Genomic DNA, 24,053 nt, shown 5'->3' with positions numbered 1-24,053 from the left:
TGCCCGTAGGCCGCGCCCTCGCGCCAGAAAGGACACCCCGCCACCCATGCGCCGCCCCCTCGACCTGCGCCACCTCATCAGCCCCGGCCTGCGGGACCTGGTCGAACTGGCCAACACCGACGACTTCGACCGAGTCACCGAACAGGTTCGCGGCCTCGGTGGCTGCACCAGCCCCGTCAATCTGCACGGCTGGACGGTCACCACCGACCAGACCACCAAGCAAGTGGTCCGTTCCTACCGCTCCGAGGACGAACCCTCCGGACGCCTCCTCACCACCTGCGGCAACCGTCGCGCCTCCCGCTGTCCCGCGTGCTCCCGCGTCTACGCCGCCGACACCTACCACCTGATCAAGGCCGGACTGTCCGGCGGCAAGAACGTCGCCGAAGCCGTTCGCGACCACCCCCGCGCCTTCGTCACCCTCACCGCTCCGTCCTTCGGTCCCGTCCACAACCGCCCGACGAGCGACGCGAGCAAGCCCCGCCTCTGTGCGTGCGGTGAGAGCCACCCCCAGGACGCTCCCGAACTCGGCACTCCACTCCGTCCGGCAAGCTACGACTACACAGGCGCCGTTCTGTGGAACGCGCATGCCGGGGCTCTGTGGGCGCGCTTCACCACCTACTTGCGCCGCGCTCTCGCCGAGCACCTCGGCATGACGCAGAAGGCGCTCAACACGGCTCTCCGCGTCTCCTTCGCCAAGGTCGCCGAGTACCAGCAACGCGGTCTGGTCCACTTTCACGCGGTGGTCCGCTTCGACGGACCCGACGGTCACACCACCTCGCCCCCGGCCTGGGCGACCTTCGAAGCCCTACGCGTCGCCGTCGGCCTGGCGGTCGAGCGTGCCCGGCTCATCGTCGAGTCGGATGCGGTCGGCGATCGAGTCATCCGGTGGGGCGACCGCTTCAAGGTGGATCAGATCTCAACCCTGGGGGACGGCGAACTCACGGACGCCAAGGTCGCTGGATACGTGGCCAAGTACGCGACCAAGAACGCCGAAGGCGCGGGCACCATCGACCGCACCCTCATATGCCGCCCCTGCGCCGGACGCGGCCACGTACGCGGCCCCGACGGCTTCCGCGACCTCTGCACCGACTGCGACGGAACCGGCCAGGCCGAACCCCTCACAGACCTCCCCGTGCAGCAGCACGCCAGGCAGATGATCCGTACCGCCTGGGCCCTCGGTCACCTCCCCGAGTTCGCCGACCTCAAGCTCTGGAAGTGGGCCCACATGCTCGGCTTTCGGGGCCACTTCTCCAGCAAGTCACGCGCCTACTCGACCACTCTCGGCGCCCTCCGCGACGTACGCCGAGCCTGGCGCCTGGCCCAGGCCGAAGCCACCCGCATCCGGGCCGGCCTCCCTGTCGACGACGAGAACACCACCCTCGTCACCTCCTCCTCGTGGACCTACCTCAGCAGCGGCTACCGCCCCGGTGAAGAACTCCTCGCCGCCCAGGTCCGCCACGACAGAACCCTTTCCGCGTGCCTCAAGTCCGAAGGAGCACCCTGGCTGTGACCACTCCGACCACCGCCGACAAGCGAACGCTGACGCTGGTCGAAGCTCTCGCCGAGATCCGGGTCTCTCGCGCCGCCTTCTACCGAATGCGTGCTCGCGGCCAGGCGCCGAAACACCTGAAGCTCCCCAACGGCCAGATACGAATACGCCGGGCCGACCTCGACGCCTGGTTCGACGGTTGCGAGGTGCAGGAAGCGTGCTGACCTACGACGTTCAGATCTGGGGCATCCGCAAGCGCCCCAACCGCGCGGCGGCCTACCAGCTCCGGTGGCGCGTCGGCCCCCGCCCCTTCTCCAAGAGCTACAAGATCAAGGCCCAGGCTGACGGTCGACGTTCCGAGTTGCTGGCCGCCCTCCGCAACCGCGAGCAGTTCGACACGGAAACCGGCCTGCCCGCCTCCGAGGTCCAGGCGCTCAACTCCTCGACCTGGTACGCCCACACCCGCGTATACGCCGAGATGAAGTGGCCTGGCGCCTCGGCCAAGCACCGCGCGAGTATCGCCGACACACTCGCCACCATCACGCCGAAGCTGGTCAAGGACAACCGCGGGGCTCCGGCTCCGAAGGTGCTCCGGATCGCGCTCTACTCGTGGGTCTACCGGTTCGTCCTCGGCAACGAGGGAACGCTGAGGCCGCGTCTCGACGTCGAAGAGCCGCCGACCGACATCGTGGCCGCGTTGGATTGGATCGACCGGAAGTCCGTGGACATCACCGACCTCAACACGCCCTCCATGGTGCGTACGGCGCTCGACGCGCTGAAGCTCAAGCAGGACAGCATGGCCGCCGCCGAGAACACGGTGAACCGCAAGCGGACGGTCTTCAGCAACTGTCTCCGGTACGCGGTGGAGCGCGAGCTGCTGACGACCCTGCCCCTCGACAAGGTGGACTGGACCGCACCCGAGACCAACGACGAGATCGACTTCCGGTTCGTGCCCGGCCCCAAGCTGGCAAAGGCATTGATCAACGCTGTCGGTGAACAGGGCGAACGCGGACGGCACTTGATGGCGTTCTTCGGCTGCCTCTACTACGCGGCCAACCGCCCTGGCGAGGCGGCCGGTCTCCGTGAGAACGACTTCACCCTTCCCGAAGAGGGCTGGGGTGAAGTCCTGCTCTCCACGAGCATGCCCCGAGTCGGCTCCGGATGGACCGACACGGGTGAGTCGTTCGATACGCGCGGCCTGAAGAAGCGTGCCCGTAAGGCGACCCGGGCGGTACCGATTCCGCCGGTTCTCGTGCGCCTGGTCCGCGAGCACATCAAGGAGTTCGGAACCGCTGAGGACGGCCGGCTGTTTCGTGCGGCTCAGGGTGGCCACCTCCTGTCCAAGGAGTACGGGAAAGCGTGGAAGGCCGCCCGACTCGCAGCACTGACGGACACCGAGGCAGCCTCGCCGCTGGCTGATGTGCCGTACTCCCTGCGCCACGCGGGTGTCTCGCTCTGGCTTGAGTCGGGCGTCTCCCCTGCCGAGGTGGCACGCCGGGCGGGCCACAGCATCGCGGTCCTGTTCCGCTTCTACGCCAAAGCAATTCACGGAAACCAGGCACGGGCCAACCAGCAGATTCAGCAAGCTCTCGACGCGTTGGTCGAGCCCGCCCGCGACTAGGACGTATGTGGGCAACGTGTCACAGGCAGGCAGGATAAACGCGACTGCTTATGCGGAGCACCCCACAGGCACAGCATCGTCGAACAGGGTCACGAATCGGCCCGCATCCGTGGGCGTTGGCTTCGAGGACCACAGGCTGCCCCATGCTGGCCATCGCGGGCACCGACAGAGGTTCGAGGCTGCATGAAGTGGCCACCAGCGGCCTGAAATACGGCTACGCTAACGCGCCTGCGAGAAGCGCGATGGGCAGCACGCGCAACAGGTGTTACGCCACAGTGCGGCGGTGGTTCGACCGAGTGTTGAGGCAATCGGCTGCGCATGTAAACTTTGAGCCGCCCAAAGCAGACAATTCACGCCTTTGGCGTGCTCGCTTCTGTTGTACTCCCGCATCTGCGGGACAAGAAGGATAGGCGCGTAGATGGACGGCTCGTGGTCGTGGCGTAAGTCATCATTCAGTGATGCCTCAGGGGTCCAGTGCGTGGAAGTTGCTTGGACAGGCCACAATGTTCTGGTCCGCGACTCCAAGGACACAGCCGTCGGCCAGTTGGCATTCGACGCCACCTCATGGGATCGCTTCATCTCATCGACCCCAGCGACACGAACCGCGTCTGCAGGCAACTGACAAGCAGCCGAAGCAACAGCGCTTAGTGCTACTAGCTGCCCCTTGACTCACTGTCAGGGGGCAGCGTGCGTGTGCCAGTGTCAGCGACTGGGCGTGACCAGCCGACCGGCAAGGGCGAGACCCGCAGTGGCGATAGCCCCGGCAGCTGCCCTGCCGGCATCGTCAGGCACAATGATCAAAATGGTGACGGCCGCGCCGAGCGAGGCGATCGCCACGATGACGGCAACTACCGCATTCGCGCGGGGCAGAACAGGAATGTGTGGGATCCCCCGCTGCTGCGGCACGGGGGGCTCGATGTCAGACACGGTGAACTCCAGATGGCCCGGGACTTGAAGGTGTCACAGCCGATCCGCTTGCAGACGGCCAGCTGCATGCAGGGCAAATTCCCTGCCCTATGCGTGATCACTCATCAGGTACGGACAGATCCCTACCGCCGTGCGTGGCATCTCACCTGCGCAGTTGCACTTTCGACATCATCAATTCGACGCCGCCCGGTTTGCGATCCGGCCACACGCTAGCTAGCAGATTGATGGTTTATCTGGCCGCCATGCCGAGCACACCTCCCTAAGAGCGACTGGTTCCGGGCAGTTCTTCGCCGTCTTACCAGCGGTGATTGCGAACTCCGCCTGGATGCGCAACTGTTGCCCATACGCTGGTGTCCGGTGGCCCGGGCGATCAGCACGGGGCGCATCCCGTTGCAGCGGGTTCGCCCCCACTGTGGCTTCGCCTGTGCGGAGCCACAGCCATGTCAGCGAACAGTTCTCCCGTGCGCCCTGCCGTGCATCTGTGCGCCCCCTGGCCAAGCCGGGGACGTTACAGCGACATCCGGAGGGCTACCGCATCCCGCCAGCCTGCCCGCAGCAGGCGCGAGGCGTAGGGAGGGAGGTCAGTCGTCAGAGGGCCCTATGTGCAAGTCGTGCGGCTCAGTCTCCAGGTGGTCGGCGATCTGCAGCAAGATCCTCGGCACCCGATCGCCCTTGATGGTCTGTGCTTCCAGGGTCCAAAACAACTCTAGGTACGAGACGAAATGCTCCGTCGCCGTGCTGACCGTCGCCGTACCCCGCAGGTTCTCCAGATACACGAACGGTGGCATGTCCTCCTCGAACTCGAACAACGTGAAGGGCCCCTGCGAGGCAGCATGCGCACCGCGACTGAACGGAAAAATCATGATGCTGCGCCGAGGATGGGCTGCCAACTCCGCAAGTCGGCGCAACTGCGCCCGCATCACGCCAGGGCCACCTACCTGACGTCGTATCACCGACTCATCCAGGATGAAGTAGGTCTCCGCATGATCCCTGTCGAGGGCTTCCTGACGCTGCATGCGAGCCTCAATCATGCGCTGTTGCTGCTGCTCGGAGAACTCATCCGATGTATACGCACGAATGATGGCCATTGCGTATTCCTCGGTCTGCAGCAGACCGGGCATAACTAACGGCTGAAAACTGCGGGTGACAAACGCCGAGGACTCCATGGCGAGAAAACTAAGGAAGTCCTTGTCAAAGAGGTCCCGGTACTCAGTGAACGGCATCTTCCGGCTACCCCGAGCCAGGTTCAAGAGCTCCTCAACGGTCGCCTCATCGGTGACAGCGTAGAGGGCCAGCAGTGGGCGCAGATCGTTAACAGAGATACCTACCTCGCCAGCCTCAATACGCAACAGCTTGCTGGGCGACCATTCCATGCGCGCTGCTACCTGGCGTTGCGTCAACCGGGCCGCGGTTCGGTACTTCCGCAACTTAGTGCGCAACTGCAACCGCTGTATCGCAGGACTTGCCCTGTTCGGCGTCGTCATTCGTCCCCCAATCTGCGATACGGCTGATTGTCGCATCACCGAGTGGGAATCAGCTGACCTGAAGAGCGCACAAAGCAAGCCGTCTTTGTGCATGCTCCCAGGAATAATCGCGTCCATCTCTTGTGACCCATCAGCACCATTGAGCACACTGCGCCAAGGCAGTGCTCGTCACTGCTCGCACCGGTCTATAAGCAGATCATGCCGGTGCTGGGGCGGATGCCAGCCGAGGGCCTGCGCTTTCAGCAGTTAACCGTGCCCCAGGGAAGGCGGTGATCTCAGCGAGGGCCGAGGGCAAAGAAGTGCCTAGCGGAGGAAGGTGTTGGGTTAACAACTGTGGCTAGAGAGTCCACCGCGCTTGCGACGCTGGCCGAAGGCAGCCGGGAAGCATCCAGTAAAGCAGCATCCCTTGAGCTTGGTCATCAACGGCCGCGCCGCAGATTGAAGAGAAACCGCACTTCTCGTGCGCGAGATTGGTCCCCTTGAAGTGCTCGGGACAAGGTCACGCAAACCAGTCGTAAGACATCTACGGTCCACCCCAACCCAGTTGTCAGTACTGAGGCGTAGCCTGCCCCCGGGCCAGGACACCAACGTACGCCAGCTCCAACTCCCAGTACTGGAGGAGAGGGACATGCAGCTCTCACCTGAACAGCGAGCCGCAAAATTGGCGCGCTGGACGAACCCGCCAAGCAAGGCGGAGGAGGAGCGCCTTGAGCGCGCGCTTCGTATGGTCACCCACGCGGTGCAGCAACATCCCCCATTCGCTGACCTCGGACTCAGCGTCGAGGCGAAGGGATCCTGGGCGAACAACACAAACGTGAGTAGTGACAGCGACGTCGACATCAAAGTGGAGTTCACCCAGCGCACCTACCAAGGCTCCTCAGCAAGCGGGATGAACTATTGGGAGCTGGCGCTGTCCCCCAACAGCTACAGGGGTCCATGGACACCCGAGGCATTCCGGCAGGAGCTTGGGGTAGCGCTGAAGGCGGTCTCCAGCGCTGTGGACGGAACGCACAATGTCGCCTTCTACGTACCGGATGTTCCTGGTAGCCGTCCGAGTACGGACGTGGTCCCATGCTTCACGTACCTCCGTCAACCAGGGTGGAACCGCCCTGCAGCCCAGGGCACAGTCGTCTTCACGAAGGACGGCAAGCACATCGTCAACTGGTCCCACCAGCAACTGATCAACGGTAGAGAGAAGAACAAGCGCACCAATCACCGTTACAAGTTCGCTGTCCGCGCGCTGAAGGCTATTGAGAACGATCTGGTGCAACTCGGCGAGATCGAATACCTCCCGTCCTACTTCATGGAGTGTCTGATCTACAACGTTCCCGACCCGGTGCTCACGTCTGGCTCCCTCGACACGGCCTTCGAGGGAGCACTGGCCCACCTGCGCCAACAGTTCAGCTTCTGGTGGGGAAACACGGACGCCTTGATCGAACCGAACGAGATCAAGAAGCTTTTTCAGAGCGGCCAGAAGTGGGAGCCGGCCAACGCCCGCGAACTCCTCGATGCGGCATGGCACTACCTCAACTACGGTTGACCGTCGATGACTTCACCAGCCCGTTCCATACGCTGGGGCGCAGCAGCCGCCTCCACCACCTACGGCGTCCTCCTCTATCTACTGGGCCTACGCCCTGACCAAGAACTGAAGTACGCCTTCGCTTACGTTCCTGCGGTCCTGGGCTACCTGGTCCTGGTATTCGACAAGTGGGCCTGGCGTTGGCCCGGCGTCCACAGGGTCACCGGGCACCCGCGCCTGGACGGCACTTGGCGCACGACGCTCACCCCAAGTGTGGAAAGCCACATACCCGTCGGCGGCAACCGGGGCCCCATACATGCCTATCTCACGGTCGAGCAGTCCTTCTGGAGCCTGCACGCCACGCTGCGTACTGCGGAGAGCAGTTCCCGTTCCAGCAACGCGACCGTCGATAAGACGGACGGATCAGGTATCTCCGAGCTGCGCTTTCTCTACGAGAACATCCCCCAGGTTGCTCACCAGCAACGCAGCCCTCGACACACTGGTGCCTGCCGGTTGAGCCTGGCGGGCAGGACCCCCAGGTCACTCGTCGGCCGCTATTACACCGATCGCTTCACAGCCGGTGACATGGAACTGGTCTTGATCACCAGGACCACCGACTACAGCACCTTCGCTGAGGTAGCAGCAGCAGACGCCACCACACCGTGATGCCCGTACCTCACACCACCGTGGACCGTGGTCCACTCCCGGTCCACACGCCCTGATCAACAACGCGACAGAGCCGCGTCAAGGTGAGACAGTCCCACGCAGGAGGGGTGCCTCTCAGCGAGAGGCACCCCTCCTGACCAGCACGTCTATGACCTGCGCAAGCGATGCGATCCGCGCCCACGGAACCGCCGTCACGCTCTCGCGTTTTTCAAGACCGTTCCCTTAGGCCGCTCGGGCAACCCACCTGCGCACACGCCCACCAGGGACGGAGCGGGTACAGCGTACCGGGCCCGGGGCGCGGGCGGGGTCGTGGTCCGGCTTCGGCGGGCGGGGGCGGTCAGGACGGCGGTGCGGTCGGGAGGTCGTAGACGGCCCAGTCGGTGATCCGGACGTAGCCGAGGCGTTGGTAGAGGGCGTTGCTGGTGGGGTTGCCCGGGTCCGTGAAGAGGACGACGTCCGTCGCGCCCGTGGCCAGCGCGGCTCGGGTGACCTCGGCCGTCACGGCGCCCGCGTAGCCGCGGCCCCGGAGGTGGCGCGGGGTGTACACGGGGTCCACCCGGACCATGCCGCCGATCTTCGCGGTCGCGCCCGCGATGGACACCGGGGTGCCGTCCGGGGTCTCCCAGAAGGTGAAGTGCTTGTCGGCGAAGCGGGTGTCGGCCCAGGCGGCGGGGAGGACCTCGTGCACGGCGGCGGCGAACTCGTGGCACCAGTGGACTACTTGGTCGTGGTCCTCCGCTCCCGCGACCCGGCCGCGCCCCTCCGGGACCGGTTTCTGCGGGGTGAGCGTGCCGAGGCGGTACAGGTGGAGCCGGACGCGGAGGGTCGGCGTCACGCCTGTGTGCCGTTGCCAGGCCTCGGCGAACACGGTGGCGGTCTCCTCGTCCGCGGTGACGTAGGGGAGCGTGTGCCCCAGGTCCACCAGGCGGGCGGCGAGGGTGTCGGCCTGCTCGGGGGTGAGGGAGGTGGGGGCGAGGCCGCGGGACGGGAGGCGGTAGAAGGTGGCCTCGACCTTTCCCGCTCGTTCCAGTCGGCCGAACAGCGTTGCCTGGTCGCCGTGTTCGGCCGGACCGCGCGTGCGCAGCCTCTCCGTCACCGTCAACTGCTGGGTGTGCAGGGCGGGTCGCGAGCGCAGGAACTCGCCGCCTCCGGCGAGGAAGTCGTCCAGGTCTTCGGTGAGGTGCCAGTCGTCTGGTCGCATGGTTCATGATTTCGCGGGACCGGGGCTCCTCGGGCCGGTATCCGCGATGTCCTCAACGTGCCCTCTGTGAACCGCCGTTGGGACTTCCGCCGTGCGCACGAACGCGTGGAGACCCGCCGTGTGATGCACGCACGCGTGGTGACCCGTGGTGATGCACGCACGCGTGGAGACCCGTGGTGATGCACGCACGCGTGGAGACCTGTGGTGATGCGCGCACGCGTAGAGGGCGGCAACGGGCGGCCGGGAAACGATAGAGCCGAAGAACGAACGAGCCTTGAAACGGGCGGGGCGAAAAACGAGCGGGCGAAAAACGAACGAGGTGAAAAAACGGGCGGGCCGGGCAAGGATTCCCTTGTCCGGCCCGCCCGTGGAACGTGTGTCGCCAGGTCAGCTGTCGCCGACCCTCGACCCCAGGGTCAGCTCGGTCGTGTGCTCCGAACCGCCGCGCTTGTAGGTGATCGTCACCTTGTCGCCCGGCTTGTGGGTCCAGATCTCGCCGATGAGGGTCGGGCCGCTGTCGATCACCGAGTCGTCGAGCTTGGTGATGACGTCGCCGGCCTTGAGGCCCGCCTTGGCCGCGGGGCCGCCGGCCTCGACCGAGGAGGCGCCGCTGACGCCCTCGGCGGTGATCGTCGCCCCGGAGGTGCTGTCCTCAAGGGAGACGGAGGCGCCGATCTTGGCGTACACCGGCTTGCCGGTCTTGATCAGCTGCTGGGCGACGTACTTCGCCTGGTTGATCGGGATGGCGAAGCCCAGGCCGATCGAACCGGACTGGCTGGTGGAGCCGAGGCCGCCACTGCTGGTCGACTGGATCGCGGAGTTGATGCCGATGACCGAGCCCTGCGCGTCGAGCAGCGGGCCGCCCGAGTTGCCGGGGTTGATCGAGGCGTCGGTCTGAAGGGCGCTCATGTAGGACGCCTTGCTGGTGGAGCTGCCGTCGCTGGAGGCCACGGGGCGGTTCTTGGCGCTGATGATGCCCGTGGTCACCGTGTTCGACAGCCCGAAGGGGGCGCCGATCGCGATGGTCTCGTCACCGACGGCGATCTTGTCCGAGTCGCCGAGGGCGAGCGGCTTGAGGTTGTTGGGGGCGTTCTTGAGCTTGATGACCGCGACGTCGTAGCCCTGCGCGTGGCCGACGATCTCGGCGTCGTACTTCTTGCCGTCCGGGAAGGTCGCCGTGAGCTTGCCGCCGTCGACCGCGTCGGCGACGACGTGGTTGTTGGTGACGATGTGGCCCTGGGTGTCGAAGACGAAGCCCGTGCCCGTGCCGCCCTCGCCGCTGGTGCTCTCGGCCTCGATGGTCACCGTGCTGGGCAGCGCCTTGGCGGCGACGCCCGCCACCGTGCCCGGGTCGCGCTTCACGGAGGCGCTGCTGCCGGTGTCGGCGGAGACGGTGGTGGAGTTGCTGTTGTTGTCGTTGTCCTTGGCCAGGGTGTAGCCGAGGCCACCGCCCAGGCCGCCGGCGACCAGCGCCGCGATCAGCACCGCGGCGATCAGGCCACCGCGTCCGCCGCCGGGCTTCTTGGGCGCGGGCTGCTGCTGGTACGGGGTGCCCCAGCCGCCGCCCGCTCCGGCGCCGTCACCTCCGTAGCCCTCGCCGCCGTATCCGCCGCCGGCCGCGTCACCGCCGTATCCGCCGACGCCCTCGCCGGCGTACGCGCCCGTGCCCGCGCCGCTGTCGGCGTACGACGGGGTGGCGGGCGGCGGGGGCGGCCAGGCGGCGTCGGGAGCGGAACCCGTGCCCTGCGGGGGCGTGGCGGCGTACGCCGGAGCGGGGCCGGCGTGCGGCGTGTCCCGCGGGGCGCCCGGAGGCACCGGCGGGAGCTGGGTCGTGGGCGCGCCCCCTTCGGGCGCGGCCGCCTGCGGGGAAGCTGCGGGAGATTCCACCGGCACGGGAGGTGCAGACGGGGCCGGGGGTACCTCAGTGCCCTCGTTCTCGGTGCTCACAGCTCTTCTCCTCGGTCCACGGCTGTTGTTCTCGGAAGCATGCGGTCACACTCTTCACGCTTGTCGATCGGTCCGGCGCGAAACAGCTGTGCATGTGCTTTTGTATGCCGTCAGCTTTTCCCACCGGCCGTCAGAGCACCATAAGCGGTGCCTGTGGGTTCATGGCGAACCTTTATAAGGGATCTGTCGGACTAAAACGACATACTCGCTACGAGCCGTCCGTGACCCCTCCGACAGGCCTCCCGAAGGCCCGCACTTCGGCCTTCCCTCCGGCACTTCCCCATCCTCTTCCTCAGGCCCTTCCGGCCTTCTTCCGGCCCTCCCACGGCCCTTCGGTTCCACGCCTTCCCCGTCGCGGTGGCACCATGACGCGGTGACCCTCGCACGGCAGCACCGGATCCAAGTCGTCGCCCATCGCGGAGCCTCCGAAGAGGCCCCCGAGCACACCCTGGCCGCCTACAAGAAGGCGATCGAGGACGGTGCGGACGCCCTCGAATGCGATGTACGGCTGACCGCCGACGGCCATCTCGTCTGCGTCCACGACCGCCGCGTCAACCGGACGTCGAACGGCCGCGGCGCGGTCTCGGCGCTGGAGCTCGCCGACCTGGCCGCCCTCGACTTCGGGTCCTGGAAGGCCCGCGACGGCCGCGACTCCTGGAAGACGCGCGACGAGGAGCCCGACTGGGAGCACCTCCCGGAGGACCCCGAGGACACCTCCGTCCTCACCTTGGAGCGACTGCTCGAACTCGTCGCGGACGCGGGCCGGCGGGTGGAGCTGGCCATCGAGACGAAGCATCCGACGCGCTGGGCGGGTCAGGTCGAGGAACGACTGCTGGTGCTCCTGAAGCGCTTCGGCCTGGACGCCCCGGCCACCGCCGCCGACTCCCCGGTACGGGTCATGAGCTTCTCGGCGCGCTCCCTGCACCGGGTGCGGGCCGCCTCCCCGACGCTGCCCACGGTCTATCTGCTTCAGTTCCTCTCGCCCCGCCTGAGGGACGGTCGACTTCCGGCCGGTGTCCGGATCGCAGGCCCCTCGATCCGCATCGTGCGCAATCACCCTGCGTATATCGAGCGGCTGAAAAACGCCGGTCACCAGGTGCACGTGTGGACGGTGAACGAGCCCGAGGACGTCGATCTCTGCGTTGACCTGGGCATTGACGCCATCATCACCAATCGGCCGCGGGCTGTTCTGAGCCAGCTCGGCCGCGCGCTCTGAACAACCTCATAAAGACCGCCAAACACCCCTTGCCCCGGGCACCCCACCTGCACCATCCTCCGAACTCGGCCACACCATCGAAAACAAGCCACTCGCTTACAGGGAGTGCTCCGGCGCGTTCGGTCCGTGTTCGATCGCCGCGAATGCGTCACTGAACGTGGATTGGCCGGTTTCCGGTACAGGCCAATGGGGCATCCACACCGTGGCGTGGGGCGAAGGAGGTCTCGGGGGTGGCGTTGGTGGTGGCACAGGAGGTGCCCACGTCGTCGAGCATGGCCGTAACCCATGGCCCTGCGGGCGTGGGGAAAGCAAGACATCGCATGCGCGAGCAGTTGCGCACGGGCGGTGTGTCGGAAGCGGTCATCGACGATGCCGTACTGATCCTTTCCGAACTTCTGAGCAATGCGTGCAAACACGGCCGGCCCCTGGGCGACGCCCTGGCCGGTGACGGTGACGTCCGGTGCGCCTGGCGCGTGGAGACCGGCGGGCGGCTCACGGTCGAGGTGACGGACGGCGGCGGCCCGACCCGCCCGGCTCCGGCCACCCCGTCGGTGACGGCGCACGGCGGACGCGGACTGAACATCATCACGGCACTGGCCGACGACTGGGGTGTCCGGGACGACACCCGGGGCGAGGTCACGGTGTGGGTCGTCGTGCACGACGACGTTCATGATCCGGATGCCGGGCACCGCCGCGACGACTTCGCTACGCGCGTCACCGCGCCCACCGTCTCCGCGGTACCCAGGCTGGAGTTCGCGGACGCGTTCGACGACCTGGACTGACCGCCGGTCCGCACCGGTCCACACCCCTCACACCGGCCCGCGCCGTTCACGTCGACCCACACCATTCACGCCGGTCGGCACGGACACGCACCGGTCCACACCGGTCGGCACGGGCACACACCCATCGGCGCCGGTCCACACCGGTCTGTACGGGCACGCACCGGTCGCCGGTGATCCCCACCGCTCGCACGTGATCCCCACCGATCGCCGGTGATCCGCATCGGTCGACACCGGTCCGCATCCGGCCGACCCCGTCACCGACACCGACACCCCCTGGTCGACACCGCCCCGCACCACCGGCGTGTCGTCCACAGCCCACCGTTCCCCGCCCGCCTGGTTGTCCACAGGCTCCCGTCGGTCATGGCGTGAACGGCTAGGCTCCCGCCCGTACGAGACGAGCCGTAACCGGGAGACACCCACGATGGCCAAGAAGCGCCCCCAGACCACGGCCAAGCGGCCGCAGCCCAGCGACGGGGCCCGCGCCGCGGGCGCTGATGGAGACTTTCCGGTCGTCGGTGCCCGCGAGCCCTGCCCCTGCGGCAGCGGCCGCCGCTACAAGGCCTGCCACGGCCGCGCCGCCGCCCACGCCGTGACCGAGCTGGTCCAGCGCCCCTTCGAAGGACTGCCCGGCGAGGGCGACTGGGTCGCCCTGCGCGAGCTGGTCCCCGCGGCCACGGTCGCGCTGCCCCTGAAGGGTGGCCTCCCCGAGGGCGTCCCGTCGGTCACGCTCGCCACGGTGCTGCCGATGGCCTGGCCGGCCCTCCGCCGGGACGACGGCTCGGTGCTGCTCGGCCTCCAGAACGACACGGCCTCCGGCGACATCAGCCGCGACCTCGCCGACACCCTCCAGCGCGCGCTGACCGCCGAGCCGGGCACTCCGGTGCAGGCCCGCCGCGCCCCGGCCGACGGCCCGCGACTCCAGGATCTGCTCGACCCGGAAGGCACGTTCGAGCCAGTTGTGCACCCGGGCTTCGAGTTCTGGGTCCCGGAGGCGGAGAACGCGTCGCCGGAGGTGACCGCCTCCCTGGAGCGTGCCAACGCCGCCGCCATCCCGACCGTGAAGCTCCAGGGCGTCGACGCCGCGTACTGGTGCGAGACCCCGGACAAGAACCATCTGCGCTGGGTCATGCCGTATCCGGAGGAGCGTCTTCTGGACGGACTCGCCCGGCTGCACGCGGCGGGCCGCTCGGGTCTCGGCGAGGGCACCCGTCTCGTGGGGTCCTTCCGTGCTCACGGTCTCACCGTGCCCGTGTGGGACCTCCCGAGCGGACTCGGCGCGGACGACATCGAGAAGCCGGCCGCGGAGTTCGCCGAGCGTCTCACCGCCGCTCTGGCCACGGACGCCCCGCTCACCCCGGACGAGCGCCGCGCGCGGGGCGGCCTCACCAACCGGCAGGTCACGCTGAGCTGACACCGGGAAGGGAGCAGGGGTTCGACTGAACGGCCGTTCAGTCGCAACAGTCCTGTTCACTCCGGTGACTCCTGTCACAACTCCCCGTTGTGAAAGGGAAGTCGGTGTCCGAATAGCCGAGTTCGAATTTGCGAACCGCCGATCTCTTGTTACCGTTCGAGTAGCCCGGTTGCTGGTGCATCCCCCGTCGCCAGCAACCGGGTCTTTTCATGCCCGGCCACCGTTTACGGAACGATGTCGTCCGTCAACTCGCCGTAGGCGCCGAGGAGTTGCTCCCCGAGCGCAGCAACAGCGGCCCGCTCCCGCCCCGCCCGGCGAACTCCGCGACGGCCGTGTAGGCCGCCGGTTCGCCCCGCGTCCCTTCCCGGGGTGTCTCGCACAGCGCGGGCTCGTCCTCGGCCTCCACGACGCAGTGCATCTGCACGGTGCGGTCACCCGGCCCCATGAGGCTCAGCACCGCGTCCAGGTCGTCGCCGGTCGCGTTCCGGTAGTAGGTGCGCGCCCAGGTGTCCTCACCCTGCGTCATGACGCAGGTCTGCGCCTCGATGCCGTCGGGGGAGGAGAGTTCGGGCCCGCAGCGGGCCGCCGTGGCCAGTCCCAGGCCGAGCGTCAGCGGGGAGCTGCCGGGCGAGGGCGCGACGGACGGCGCCTTCGCGTCGGCGTCGGAGGAGCCCGGGGAGCCGGACGCCCCCGAGGCGTCCGAGGAGCCCGGGCCGCGGACCAGGGAGCGTACGACCGCGTGACCCTCGTCGCGTACGGGCCCCGCGGACGCCACGGCCAGCGGCAGTGCGACCGCGCACACCGCGACGCCCGCGAGGGCGAGCAGACGAACCATTCGGGGGTCTGGGGGTCGTCCCCCGGAATGACGCAGCATGTGTCGGAAGATAACGACCAACTACGGGCGCCACGTTCCGCGCACGCCCGACACCCCTACAACTCGGGCGCGCTCACACCCGTACGAGTGAGAGCCTCGACCACGGCGTCCACCACGGCCTCGACGTCGGGGACCCAGGGCGAGGAGGAGCCGGGCAGCGGTGCGCGCTCCCAGCGGATCTGGCCCTGGCCGGTCTCGGAGGGCGGGAGGGCGAGGTAGCCGCCCTCGCCGTGGAAGCGGAGCGAGCCGGGGACGTGGTCCTTGGCGTAGAGCAGCTCGCCCAACTGCTCCAGGGAGTACGGCTTGACGAGCAGCGACCAGCGGGTGGGCGCGGCGACGACGGGGCCGAGGCGCATGCCCTGGCTGTCGAGCGCGGCCAGGGCGCGGGCGGCGGCGGGTGCGGGCAGGCTGACCGCGCAGGGAGCCTTGTCGCCGGTGGCGAGGACGATCGGGGCCGCGGGCCGGTTGCCCCACCACCAGCGCACCATGCGGGCGTCGGTGGTGGCCGCGAGGAGGCCTGGGTCGAAGGGGTGTGCTCCGGGCACCGTGCACTCGGGGTCCGGACAGCCGCAGCGGGCCCGGCCCTGGGGGTCCGGTGCCACGCCCGGGAGTACGGGCCATTGCCATTCCGTCGCGAAGGTCAGGGCCGCGCTGAGCATCTCAGACCTCCTGTTGTCTCGCCTGGACAGGAGCCTGCGTCGCTTTCCGAGGATCTCGCGCATGAGCGCTCGTTCCTTTCCGTTGCACCGCTGGCAACACCGAGGACCACATCACACCATGTGTCGATCACTTCACTGTGCGTACCTGTTGGCGCATCACACCCCTGCCTTCGGCAAGGGGAGCCCGTACGTGCTGAATAGCGTGGGCGTGGCGCGGGGGGTGGCGAAGTATGGCGTTTGCCGTCCCGCGTATTTCTCTCCGCCTCCGCCACGGGAGGATGGGGCACGATCGTCGGTGGCTAAGACGCCCGGGTCCCTCACCAGGTTCCGGGTGGCCCCCGCCACCCCTGGTCTTCTCCGAGTACGTACCCATCACGACCGCTGTGACGCTCCGTCGAGCAAGCCCAGTCGACCGCAATGGACCGTCCCCTGATGCAGTTTTAAGCCAACTTTGCCAATCCGCAAGGGGAGAACGAAATACCCCCGGTAAACCCATGGACACCAGGAATCCCGGCAGGACAATGCTGGACATCCCCTCACGAGTGCGTGTACATGTGGAGACACTGCTTGCGGCGCAGAATGACATGGGGGTTTGCGATGCTTTTGAGCAATACGCACCGGTCGGAAAGCCGGACGCCATGAACGCCCCTCACCCTTCGAAAGTGGCCGGAATCGATTCAACGGTTCCCTCGCCCGCACACACTGTCGCGCCCGCGCCCGCCGCCACCGGTACCCCTCCGAGCCCCTCCTCGAACACCCGGAACACGCCGGAAACCGCTCCGAACGCGCCAGGTGCCCTGCTCCAGGACCGGCTCGCCGGCTGGGTCTCGGATCTCACGACCCTCCATGAACTCACGGAGCGGCTGGCACGCACGGACGCACTCGACGAAGCACTCCAGGAGCTGCTGCGCGCCGGAGCCGCCCTGGTGGGCGCCCGCCGCGGACTCGTCGTCCTGGAGCCCGGCGACGGACTCGGCCCCCACACCACCATCGGCCTCGGCCTCGCCCGCTCCGACCTCGGCCACATCGAGACGGTCCCGCGCGGGGCGATGTCGTACGGCCAGATCCTCGACGGGGTTTCCGGCGGCGAGGGGGGCGAGATCGTGCACCCGGACCTGTTCGCCGAGGACGCCCTCGACCCGCGCCACCGCGAGGTCGCCGTCCGCCTGGGCTACGCGGCCAGCTACGCGCTGCCCCTGGCGACCGACGCGGCCGGGCGTCTCGGAGCCGCCGTGTGGCTGTACGACGAGGCCGCCGAGCCGGTCGAGCGGCAGCGCCACCTCGTCGGCCTGTACGCCCGGTACGCCACCGAGCACCTCGCCCGCGTCCTGGAAGTCGAGCGCACGCGCGCGTGCGTGGCGACCATCGCCGAGGAGCTGCTGCCGTCCCGGCTCCCCCGCGTGGCCGGAGTGCAGCTCGCCGCGCTGCACCGCACGGGTCCGCGCGGCGGCGGCGACTGGTACGACGCGCTGCCCCTGCCCGACGCCGCGCTCGGGCTCGCGGTCGGCTCGGTGACCGGTTCGGGGCCGAGCGCGGTCGCCGCGATGGGCCGGCTCCGCGCCTCGCTGCGGGCGTACGCGGTGATGGAGGGCGAGGACCCGGTCGCGGTCCTGTCCGATCTCGAACTGCTCCTGAGACTCACCGAGCCCGCCCGCTCGGCCACCGCCCTGTTCGCCTACTGCGAGCCCGCGCTGCGCAAGATCACCCTGGCCGGCGCCGGGCACAGCCCGCCCCTCCTGGTGGGCGAGCGGCGCACGGAGTTCGTCGAGACCTCGGTGTCCGCGCCGCTGGGCATGCTGGCCTGCTGGGAGGCGCCGAGCGTGGAGCTGGAGGCGGAGCCCGGCGAGACGGTTCTGCTCTACACGGACGGCCTGCTGCACCGCACCGGCGACCCCATGGACCGCGCCTTCGCCCGTCTGCACGCGGCGGCCGCGAGCGTCCCCAGGGCGCTGCGCGGGGACCCGGCCCAGATCGCCGACCACGTGCTGCGGACGGTCCTGCCGGACGGCCTCGACACGGCCGACAGCGACGAGGACGTCGTCCTCCTGGCGGCCCGTTTCGAGTAGTCGCCCGGACGCCATGTGTAACAGGCCATACGGCCCTGGGCCCCCTTCCGTACGACCGTACGATGGACGGGGTCCAGTGCCGTATCTAGGAGGATGACCGTGGCCGACGAGCTCAATCCGGCTGAGACATCCGCTGCTACCGCAGCGGACCCGGAAGCGGAGCCTGAGGAGCCCATCAAGAAGCGGAAGAACGGTCTGTACCCGGGCGTGTCCGACGAACTCGCAGACAGCATGAAGTCCGGCTGGGCCGACACCGAGCTGCACGACCTGCGGCCCGTCGAGCAGGCCGAGCACACCGCCCGCCGCCGCGCCGCGCTCTCCGCGCGGTTCCCGGGCGAGCGCCTGGTAATCCCCGCGGGCAACCTGAAGACCCGGTCGAACGACACCGAGTACCCCTTCCGGGCATCGGTCGAGTACGCGTACCTGACGGGCAACCTCACCGAGGACGGCGTCCTCGTCCTGGAGCCCACCACGGACGGCCACAAGGCGACGATCTACCTCCTGCCGCGCTCCGACCGCGAGAACGGCGAGTTCTGGCTCTCCGGCCAGGGCGAGCTGTGGGTCGGCCGCCGCCACTCCCTCACCGAGGCCGAGCGGCTCTACGGCATCCCCGCCTCCGACGTCCGCGAACTGCCCGCCGCCCTGCGCGAGGCCACCGGCCCCGTCCGTGTCGTCCGGAGCTACGACGCCGGCATCGAGGCCGCGCTGACCGACAAGGTCACCGCCGAGCGCGACGAGGAACTGCGGGTCTTCCTCTCCGAAGCACGCCTGGTCAAGGACGAGTTCGAGGTCGCCGAACTTCAGAAGGCCGTCGACTCGACGGTCCGCGGCTTCGAGGACGTCGTGCGCGTGCTCGACAAGGCCGAGGCCACCAGCGAGCGCTACATCGAGGGCACGTTCTTCCTCCGCGCGCGCGTCGAGGGCAATGACGTCGGCTACGGCTCGATCTGCGCCGCGGGCCCGCACGCCACCACCCTGCACTGGGTGCGCAACGACGGCCCGGTCCGCTCCGGCGACCTGCTCCTCCTGGACGCCGGCGTCGAGACGCACACTCTGTACACCGCCGACATCACCCGCACCCTGCCGATCAACGGCCGCTTCACCGAGATCCAGAAGCAGGTCTACGACGCCGTGTACGAGGCCCAGGAGGCCGGTATCGCGGCGGTGCGGCCGGGCGGCAAGTACCGCGACTTCCACGACGCCGCGCAGCGCGTGCTGGCCGAGAAGGTCGTCGAGTGGGGTCTGGTCGAGGGTCCCGTGGAGCGCGTCCTCGAACTGGGCCTCCAGCGCCGGTGGACGCTGCACGGCACGGGTCACATGCTCGGCATGGACGTCCACGACTGCGCCGCCGCGCGCACCGAGACGTATGTCGAGGGCACCCTGGAGCCCGGCATGGTCCTCACGGTGGAGCCCGGCCTGTACTTCCAGGCGGACGACCTCACCGTCCCCGAGGAGTACCGCGGCATCGGCGTCCGCATCGAGGACGACATCCTGGTGACCGAGGACGGCAACCGGAACCTCTCGGACGGCCTGCCCAGGACCTCGGCCGAGGTCGAGAGCTGGATGGCCTCCCTCAAGGGCTGACGGCCGGCAGCGGGCACCTGATACAAGACTGATGGCCGGGCACACCTGCGGTGCCCGGCCATTCGTGTGCCGATCGTGTGCCCAGGGGAGGGCATTTCTCATGAACGCGCCTAGGGGGAGGGCTTTTTCGTGAACGACTTCTGGTCAGGTGTCGGCGTCGACCTGCACCTGGAACCCGACCCGGAGGGTGGCCGAAGGGCCGGTCTCGAACGCGCCCTGCGGGACGCCGTGCGGGACGGCCGCCTCGCCCCCGGGACCCGCCTCCCGGCGACCCGCCGCCTCGCGGCCGAACTGGGCGTCTCCCGGGGCACCGCGAAGGCCGCCTACGACCAGCTCGTCGCCGAGGGCTACCTCACCGCGCGCCAGGGCTCCGGCACCCAGGTCGCGCTGCTGCCCTCCGTCGACGCGGAGGCACCGGGCGCGGCGGCACGCGCGCGTGTACCCCGTTTCGACCTGCGGCCCGGCAGTCCCGACGTCGGCGCGTTCCCGGCGGCGGCCTGGCTGCGCTCCCTGCGCCGCGCGATCGCGACGGCGCCCTCCCTGGCGTACGACTACGGGGACCCGCGCGGCCGGATCGAGCTGCGGACCGCGCTGTCGGGGTACCTGGGGCGGGCGCGCGGGGTGATCGCGCCCCCGGAGCGGATCGTGATCACCTCCGGGTACGTCCAGGGGCTCGCGCTCCTCACGCGCGTGCTCGACGGTTCGGGCGTGGCCATGGAGGACCCGGGGCTGCCCTTCCACCGGGAGGTGGTCCGGCACAACGGCGGCCGTGTGGTGCCCGTACGGGTGGACGAACGGGGCGCCCGCGCCGAGGAGTTGGGGGACGTGGCGGCCGTGGTGGTGACCCCGGCCCACCAGTACCCGACCGGCGTCACCCTCCACCCCGAACGCAGACGCGCGCTCACCGACTGGGCACGCGCGCGTGGGGGCCTGATCGTCGAGGACGACTACGACGGGGAGTTCCGCTACGACCGCCAGCCCGTGGGCGCGCTCCAGGGGATGGCGCCCGGGCAGGTCGTGTACCTGGGGACGGCGTCCAAGACCCTGGGACCGGCGCTGCGGCTCGGCTGGATGGTGCTGCCGCCGCACCTCGTCGACGCGGTCGCCGACGCCAAGCTGCACAGCGACCACCACACCGAGACCATCGGCCAGCTGGCACTCGCCGAACTCATCGAGAGCCATGCCTACGACCGTCACGTCCGCGCGTGCCGACTGCGCTACCGGCGCCGCCGCGACCAGCTCCTCGGCCGCCTGGGAACGCACGCAAACGTTTACGGCATCGCGGCGGGACTGCACGCGCTGGTGGAGGTCGCCGACGAGGAGGCGGTGCTCGCGCGGGCGGAGAAGGAGGGGCTCGCGGTGGGACGGCTGAGCGAGCACTGGCATACGGCGGGCGCGGACGCGAACGCGGGGCGGCCGCAGGGGCTGGTGGTCGGGTACGGGACGCCCAGGGAGCGGGTCTATCCGGACGCGCTGGAGGCGCTGGGCCGGGTGCTGGACGGGGTCTGACCGGACCAACAAATTGGACCAACAAAACAGGCAGTCATTGGGCCTCCTCACAGGCCCACCGGGCTTCTAACGTCGTACCCATGACGAACTCGCTCGTCCCGCCCGCGGGCCCGCAACGCACCCTCGCACTGGCCCAGTTGGCCAACTCGGTCGGCGACGGCGCCTACTACGTGACCTCGGCGCTGTACTTCACCCACGTCGTCGGGCTCGCCCCCGCGCGCGTGGGTCTCGGGCTCACCCTCGCGTGGGCCGTCGGCTCGCTGGTCGGGGTGCCCCTGGGGCGGCTGGCGGACCGGCGCGGGCCGCGCGGCACGGCGGTGCTGCTGGCGTTGGCGACGGGGCTCGCGGTGGCGTCCTTCCTCGTCGTCCGGGGCTTCGTGCCGTTCGTGATCGCCGCGTGCGCCTACGCCTCCGCGCAGTCGGGGCTCGCGGCGGCCCGGCAGGCGCTGCTGGCGGGGCTGGTGTCCGCCGGGGAGCGGACCGGGCTGCTGGCGCATCTCCAGTCGACGCTGAACGCCGGTCTCGCGGTGGGCGCGGGTCTCGGCGGGCTCGCGCTGCGGGCGGGGACGCGGTCGGCGTACCTCGGGGTGTTCGCGCTGGACGCGGTGAGCTTCCTGGTCTGTGCCGGGCTGCTGCTGCGGCTGCCGTCGGTGAGCGGCGTGCGGGTGCGGCAGGCCGGCGGGCTCGGGGTGCTGCGGGACCGGCCGTATGTCGTCGTCACGCTGCTCAACACCGTGCTGCTGCTCCGGATGCCGTTGCTCAGCCTCGGGCTGCCGCTGTGGATCGCCGAGCGGACCGACGCGCCGACCTGGCTGGTCTCCGCGCTGTTCGTGCTCAACACCGGCGCGGTGATGGCCTTCCAGGTGCGCACGGCCCGCGGGATCACGGGGCTCGCGTCGGCCACGCGCGCGGTGCGGCGGTCGGGCTGGATCATGCTGGCGGCCTGCGCGGTGTTCGCGCTGTCGGCGGGCGCGTCGCCGTGGGTGGCCGTGGGGGCGCTGGTGGTCGGGGCCGTACTCCAAGTGGCCGCCGAGATGGGGCAGTCGGCGGGTTCCTGGCAGCTCTCCTTCGACCTGGCCCCGGCCGACCGGGTGGGCGAGTACCAGGGCTTCTTCGGGACCGGCGTCACGGTCGCGAGGACGATGGGCCCCCTGGTGCTCACGTCCCTCCTCCTGGAGTGGGGGACACCGGGCTGGCTGCTGCTGGGCGGGGCGACGGTCGTGGCGTCGTACGCGATGGGTCCCGCGGTGCGGCGGGCGGCGGGACGCGGTGAAGTGGCTCTCAGGCAGCCGGTGTTGGCGAGCTGACCGGCAGCGAGTCCAGGAACAGGGCGCCCGCCAGGAGTCCCGCGCTTCCGCGTGGGCTCCACGCGCGCGTGTGGAGGTCGGTGTCGAAGGCGGACAGTGCCCGGGCGCCCGCCTCCGTGGCCGTGCCGCCCGTCTCCAGGATCGCGCGGGCACCCGCCTGGACATGGCGCAGTCCCAACGGGCCCGCCGTGTGCAGGAGTTCGGTGTCCTGGAGGGTGGACATCACGGTGAGGAGCGCGTCGAGGCGGGCCTGGGTCTCCGTCGCGCCGGTCGCGCGGACCGTGCCGAGGGTGTCCAACGCCCGCCGTACGTGCGGGAATCCGGCCTTGGCCTCGCCGCGCGCACCGGCCGCGCCGTACGTCGCCGAGATCGACGAACCGCGTGAGGGGCGGCGCGGGGCGCGCCGGTCGGGATGGGCGGCGATGCGCTTCGTGGTCGCGGCGACGTCCTTCGCCCCGGCACGGGGGTCGAGAGCGGCGGCTGCGACGAGAAGGCCCAGCGCCCACAGGGCACCCCGGTGGCCGCCGCCCGCGAGGGTCAGGGAGTGTTCGGCGCAGCGGCCTATCGCGCCCAGTTCGGCGCGGAGTTGGGGTGTGGGCTCGCCGGTGCGGCGGGCGGCGGCGGCCATCGCCGCGAGGCCGGGGGCCAGCGCCTTGGCCGACCAGCGCAGGGCGCGGTGGTCCACCCGGGTCGTCCGGGCGGCCAGGTCGCGCGGGTCGGGCAGCCCCGGCTTGGGGGCCAGCGCCAGTTGCCCGGTCAGCGCGTCCACGGCGGCCCGCGCCAAAGCCTCGTCCTCGCGGCTCTGCATCGTCGTACCTTACGAGGAGGCGGAGGCCGAGGGGGAGGGGCTGTCGGACGGGGGCGTGCCCGTGGGGGCGTCGCTGGGCGGCGTGCCGCCTCCGCCGCTGCCCGCGCCGGTGTTCTCCGTGTCCGGGTCGACGCCGAGCGTCAGGGAGCCCTTGTAGCCCTTGGACGGGTCCTTCTTGTGCACGGCCTTGAGGGTGAGCAGACCGCTCGCGGCGCCTCCGCCGTCGTAGACCATGTCGTCGGCCAGGACGGTGTAGGTGCCCGTGTGCTTGGCGTACGGGTCGAGGGTGAAGATCTCCTCGGCGATGTCGTCGGCGAAGAACAGCTGGCCGGTGTAGTTGACCTTGCCGCCCTCGTAGGTGCCGTCCGCCTTCTCGCCGCCGGTGTGCACCTTGACGTGGATGTGGCAGGTGCGGGGCGTGTACCAGCCCGGGAAGATCGTCTCGAACGTGACGACCCCGTTGGCGTTGGCGACCTGGTAGCCCCGCAGGTACGTCTCGTCGTTCGCCGAGTCGCCCTCCTCGCTCTCGGCGGGGGCCGAGCCGCCGGGGTTGGCGGTGGTGTAGCCGGAGTAGTAGCCCCAGGCGTCGCAGTGCCAGATCTCGACGGCCGCGCCTTTGACCGGGGTGCAGCCGTCGGTGGCGTCGACGACGGTCAGACGCAGGGTCAGCGGGACACCGGCCTTGCCCTCGGTGATGTCCTTGCGCACCAGGGCGCCGTCGAGGTAGTAGGGGCCCTCCGTGACGCTCGTCATCAGTGTCATGCACTCACTGCTGGTGGCGCCTGCGGAGGCCGAGGCGTCCGCGTCGGTGCCGTCGGCCGTGTCGGCGAACGCCGACTGGAGGCCGGCCGCCACCAGCCCGCCGGCCACGACCGTCCCGCCGGTCACCGCGAGGGCGCGGCGCCGGCTGATCGTTGTGTCTCTGTGGGTTCCGTGACTTCCGTGGTTTCCCGTCATGATCGCGAAGCTAGGGACGGCACCCG

21 protein-coding genes are annotated in these 24,053 nt (G+C 69.4%); 13 read left to right on the top strand and 8 right to left on the bottom strand.

Annotated elements, in window-relative coordinates; genetic code table 11:
• Positions 1-46: 46 nt before the first annotated feature.
• From ACIRB1_RS22530 to ACIRB1_RS22515, 4 genes are all read left to right on the top strand, one after another.
• Positions 47-1,510: a replication initiator gene (locus ACIRB1_RS22530; protein ID WP_403466708.1), complete on the top strand. Its 1,464-nt coding sequence runs from the start codon at positions 47-49 to the stop codon at positions 1,508-1,510.
• A complete protein-coding gene (locus tag ACIRB1_RS22525) occupies positions 1,507-1,713 on the top strand; it encodes an AlpA family transcriptional regulator (RefSeq protein WP_059083826.1) in 207 nt (68 codons plus the stop codon). Before ACIRB1_RS22530 ends, ACIRB1_RS22525 begins: the two co-directional genes overlap by 4 nt.
• The gene (locus tag ACIRB1_RS22520; protein ID WP_403466707.1) at positions 1,707-3,110 is read left to right on the top strand and encodes a tyrosine-type recombinase/integrase; all 1,404 of its coding nucleotides are present in this window, start codon (positions 1,707-1,709) and stop codon (positions 3,108-3,110) included. Before ACIRB1_RS22525 ends, ACIRB1_RS22520 begins: the two co-directional genes overlap by 7 nt.
• A 418-nt stretch (positions 3,111-3,528) precedes the next feature.
• Positions 3,529-3,732: a DUF397 domain-containing protein gene (locus ACIRB1_RS22515; RefSeq protein WP_403466706.1), complete on the top strand. Its 204-nt coding sequence runs from the start codon at positions 3,529-3,531 to the stop codon at positions 3,730-3,732.
• 80 nt (positions 3,733-3,812) lie between these two features.
• On the opposite strand, the gene ACIRB1_RS22510 is transcribed toward ACIRB1_RS22515, so the two are convergent.
• Together ACIRB1_RS22510 and ACIRB1_RS22505 are read right to left on the bottom strand one after the other, a co-directional pair.
• Positions 3,813-4,037, bottom strand: coding sequence for a hypothetical protein (locus ACIRB1_RS22510; protein ID WP_403466705.1), 225 nt, complete (start codon positions 4,035-4,037; stop codon positions 3,813-3,815).
• 581 nt (positions 4,038-4,618) lie between these two features.
• Positions 4,619-5,521, bottom strand: a complete 903-nt coding sequence (locus ACIRB1_RS22505) for a helix-turn-helix domain-containing protein (RefSeq protein WP_403466704.1) — start codon at positions 5,519-5,521, stop codon at positions 4,619-4,621.
• Positions 5,522-6,149: 628 nt separating this feature from the next.
• Between ACIRB1_RS22505 and ACIRB1_RS22500 the strand changes: the two genes are divergently transcribed.
• Together ACIRB1_RS22500 and ACIRB1_RS22495 are read left to right on the top strand one after the other, a co-directional pair.
• Positions 6,150-7,061, top strand: a complete 912-nt coding sequence (locus ACIRB1_RS22500; RefSeq protein ID WP_403466703.1) for a hypothetical protein — start codon at positions 6,150-6,152, stop codon at positions 7,059-7,061.
• A 6-nt stretch (positions 7,062-7,067) separates the two neighbouring features.
• Positions 7,068-7,706, top strand: coding sequence for a hypothetical protein (locus tag ACIRB1_RS22495; protein WP_403466702.1), 639 nt, complete (start codon positions 7,068-7,070; stop codon positions 7,704-7,706).
• 337 nt (positions 7,707-8,043) lie between these two features.
• Here the strand turns inward: ACIRB1_RS22495 and ACIRB1_RS22490 are convergent, their stop codons facing one another.
• Positions 8,044-8,907 carry a GNAT family N-acetyltransferase gene (locus tag ACIRB1_RS22490; RefSeq protein ID WP_403466701.1) on the bottom strand — a complete coding sequence of 288 codons (864 nt, stop codon included), beginning with the start codon at positions 8,905-8,907 and terminating at the stop codon, positions 8,044-8,046.
• 387 nt (positions 8,908-9,294) lie between these two features.
• Positions 9,295-10,854 (bottom strand): trypsin-like peptidase domain-containing protein, encoded by a 1,560-nt coding sequence (locus ACIRB1_RS22485; protein ID WP_352179774.1) that lies wholly within the window; start codon positions 10,852-10,854, stop codon positions 9,295-9,297.
• A 373-nt stretch (positions 10,855-11,227) separates the two neighbouring features.
• On the opposite strand from ACIRB1_RS22485, the gene ACIRB1_RS22480 reads away from it, so the two are divergent.
• From ACIRB1_RS22480 to ACIRB1_RS22470, 3 genes are all read left to right on the top strand, one after another.
• Positions 11,228-12,070 (top strand): glycerophosphodiester phosphodiesterase, encoded by an 843-nt coding sequence (locus tag ACIRB1_RS22480; protein ID WP_352179775.1) that lies wholly within the window; start codon positions 11,228-11,230, stop codon positions 12,068-12,070.
• 230 nt (positions 12,071-12,300) lie between these two features.
• The gene (locus ACIRB1_RS22475; RefSeq protein WP_403466700.1) at positions 12,301-12,852 is read left to right on the top strand and encodes an ATP-binding protein; all 552 of its coding nucleotides are present in this window, start codon (positions 12,301-12,303) and stop codon (positions 12,850-12,852) included.
• A gap of 421 nt (positions 12,853-13,273) precedes the next feature.
• Positions 13,274-14,263, top strand: coding sequence for a DUF5926 family protein (locus tag ACIRB1_RS22470; RefSeq protein WP_403466699.1), 990 nt, complete (start codon positions 13,274-13,276; stop codon positions 14,261-14,263).
• Positions 14,264-14,507: 244 nt separating this feature from the next.
• Here ACIRB1_RS22470 and ACIRB1_RS22465 read toward each other — a convergent pair whose 3' ends face one another.
• Both ACIRB1_RS22465 and ACIRB1_RS22460 read right to left on the bottom strand, forming a co-directional pair.
• Entirely contained in the window at positions 14,508-15,098 is a 591-nt protein-coding gene (locus ACIRB1_RS22465; RefSeq protein ID WP_403466698.1) for a hypothetical protein, read from the bottom strand.
• Positions 15,099-15,193: 95 nt separating this feature from the next.
• Positions 15,194-15,859, bottom strand: coding sequence for a bifunctional DNA primase/polymerase (locus tag ACIRB1_RS22460; protein WP_266770541.1), 666 nt, complete (start codon positions 15,857-15,859; stop codon positions 15,194-15,196).
• Positions 15,860-16,317: 458 nt separating this feature from the next.
• Between ACIRB1_RS22460 and ACIRB1_RS22455 the strand changes: the two genes are divergently transcribed.
• The 4 genes from ACIRB1_RS22455 (at position 16,318) to ACIRB1_RS22440 (ending at position 22,262) form a co-directional block, all read left to right on the top strand.
• Complete coding sequence (locus ACIRB1_RS22455; RefSeq protein WP_403466836.1) at positions 16,318-17,862, top strand: PP2C family protein-serine/threonine phosphatase; 1,545 nt, start codon at positions 16,318-16,320, stop codon at positions 17,860-17,862.
• A 93-nt stretch (positions 17,863-17,955) separates the two neighbouring features.
• Positions 17,956-19,446, top strand: coding sequence for an aminopeptidase P family protein (locus ACIRB1_RS22450; protein ID WP_352179779.1), 1,491 nt, complete (start codon positions 17,956-17,958; stop codon positions 19,444-19,446).
• A 129-nt stretch (positions 19,447-19,575) separates the two neighbouring features.
• Complete coding sequence (locus ACIRB1_RS22445; RefSeq protein ID WP_403466696.1) at positions 19,576-20,955, top strand: PLP-dependent aminotransferase family protein; 1,380 nt, start codon at positions 19,576-19,578, stop codon at positions 20,953-20,955.
• 80 nt (positions 20,956-21,035) lie between these two features.
• The gene (locus ACIRB1_RS22440; RefSeq protein WP_352179781.1) at positions 21,036-22,262 is read left to right on the top strand and encodes an MFS transporter; all 1,227 of its coding nucleotides are present in this window, start codon (positions 21,036-21,038) and stop codon (positions 22,260-22,262) included.
• Here ACIRB1_RS22440 and ACIRB1_RS22435 read toward each other — a convergent pair.
• On the bottom strand, positions 22,237-23,070 hold the full coding sequence (locus ACIRB1_RS22435; RefSeq protein WP_403466695.1) for a triphosphoribosyl-dephospho-CoA synthase: 834 nt from the start codon (positions 23,068-23,070) through the stop codon (positions 22,237-22,239). The genes ACIRB1_RS22440 and ACIRB1_RS22435 overlap by 26 nt on opposite strands.
• Before the next feature lie 9 nt (positions 23,071-23,079).
• A complete protein-coding gene (locus ACIRB1_RS22430; protein WP_403466694.1) occupies positions 23,080-24,027 on the bottom strand; it encodes an intradiol ring-cleavage dioxygenase in 948 nt (315 codons plus the stop codon).
• Positions 24,028-24,053: the final 26 nt, after the last annotated feature.

Origin of the sequence: Streptomyces sp. NPDC096013, assembly GCF_044763565.1 — a bacterium.
Lineage (GTDB): Bacteria > Actinomycetota > Actinomycetes > Streptomycetales > Streptomycetaceae > Streptomyces.
This window is presented reverse-complemented; position numbering and strand designations above follow the sequence as displayed.

What these genes read in the sequence shown, in the direction of transcription:
- ACIRB1_RS22455 (WP_403466836.1), top strand. Translation starts at nt 16,318, where the DNA reads ATGCTGGACATCCCCTCACGAGTGCGTGTACATGTGGAGACACTGCTT.
- ACIRB1_RS22495 (WP_403466702.1), top strand. Translation starts at nt 7,068, where the DNA reads ATGACTTCACCAGCCCGTTCCATACGCTGGGGCGCAGCAGCCGCCTCC.
- ACIRB1_RS22470 (WP_403466699.1), top strand. Translation starts at nt 13,274, where the DNA reads ATGGCCAAGAAGCGCCCCCAGACCACGGCCAAGCGGCCGCAGCCCAGC.
- ACIRB1_RS22515 (WP_403466706.1), top strand. Translation starts at nt 3,529, where the DNA reads ATGGACGGCTCGTGGTCGTGGCGTAAGTCATCATTCAGTGATGCCTCA.
- ACIRB1_RS22505 (WP_403466704.1), bottom strand. Translation starts at nt 5,521, where the DNA reads ATGACGACGCCGAACAGGGCAAGTCCTGCGATACAGCGGTTGCAGTTG.
- ACIRB1_RS22430 (WP_403466694.1), bottom strand. Translation starts at nt 24,027, where the DNA reads ATGACGGGAAACCACGGAAGTCACGGAACCCACAGAGACACAACGATC.
- ACIRB1_RS22435 (WP_403466695.1), bottom strand. Translation starts at nt 23,070, where the DNA reads ATGCAGAGCCGCGAGGACGAGGCTTTGGCGCGGGCCGCCGTGGACGCG.
- ACIRB1_RS22465 (WP_403466698.1), bottom strand. Translation starts at nt 15,098, where the DNA reads ATGGTTCGTCTGCTCGCCCTCGCGGGCGTCGCGGTGTGCGCGGTCGCA.
- ACIRB1_RS22450 (WP_352179779.1), top strand. Translation starts at nt 17,956, where the DNA reads ATGACCGTGGCCGACGAGCTCAATCCGGCTGAGACATCCGCTGCTACC.
- ACIRB1_RS22500 (WP_403466703.1), top strand. Translation starts at nt 6,150, where the DNA reads ATGCAGCTCTCACCTGAACAGCGAGCCGCAAAATTGGCGCGCTGGACG.
- ACIRB1_RS22490 (WP_403466701.1), bottom strand. Translation starts at nt 8,907, where the DNA reads ATGCGACCAGACGACTGGCACCTCACCGAAGACCTGGACGACTTCCTC.
- ACIRB1_RS22530 (WP_403466708.1), top strand. Translation starts at nt 47, where the DNA reads ATGCGCCGCCCCCTCGACCTGCGCCACCTCATCAGCCCCGGCCTGCGG.
- ACIRB1_RS22460 (WP_266770541.1), bottom strand. Translation starts at nt 15,859, where the DNA reads ATGCGCGAGATCCTCGGAAAGCGACGCAGGCTCCTGTCCAGGCGAGAC.
- ACIRB1_RS22440 (WP_352179781.1), top strand. Translation starts at nt 21,036, where the DNA reads ATGACGAACTCGCTCGTCCCGCCCGCGGGCCCGCAACGCACCCTCGCA.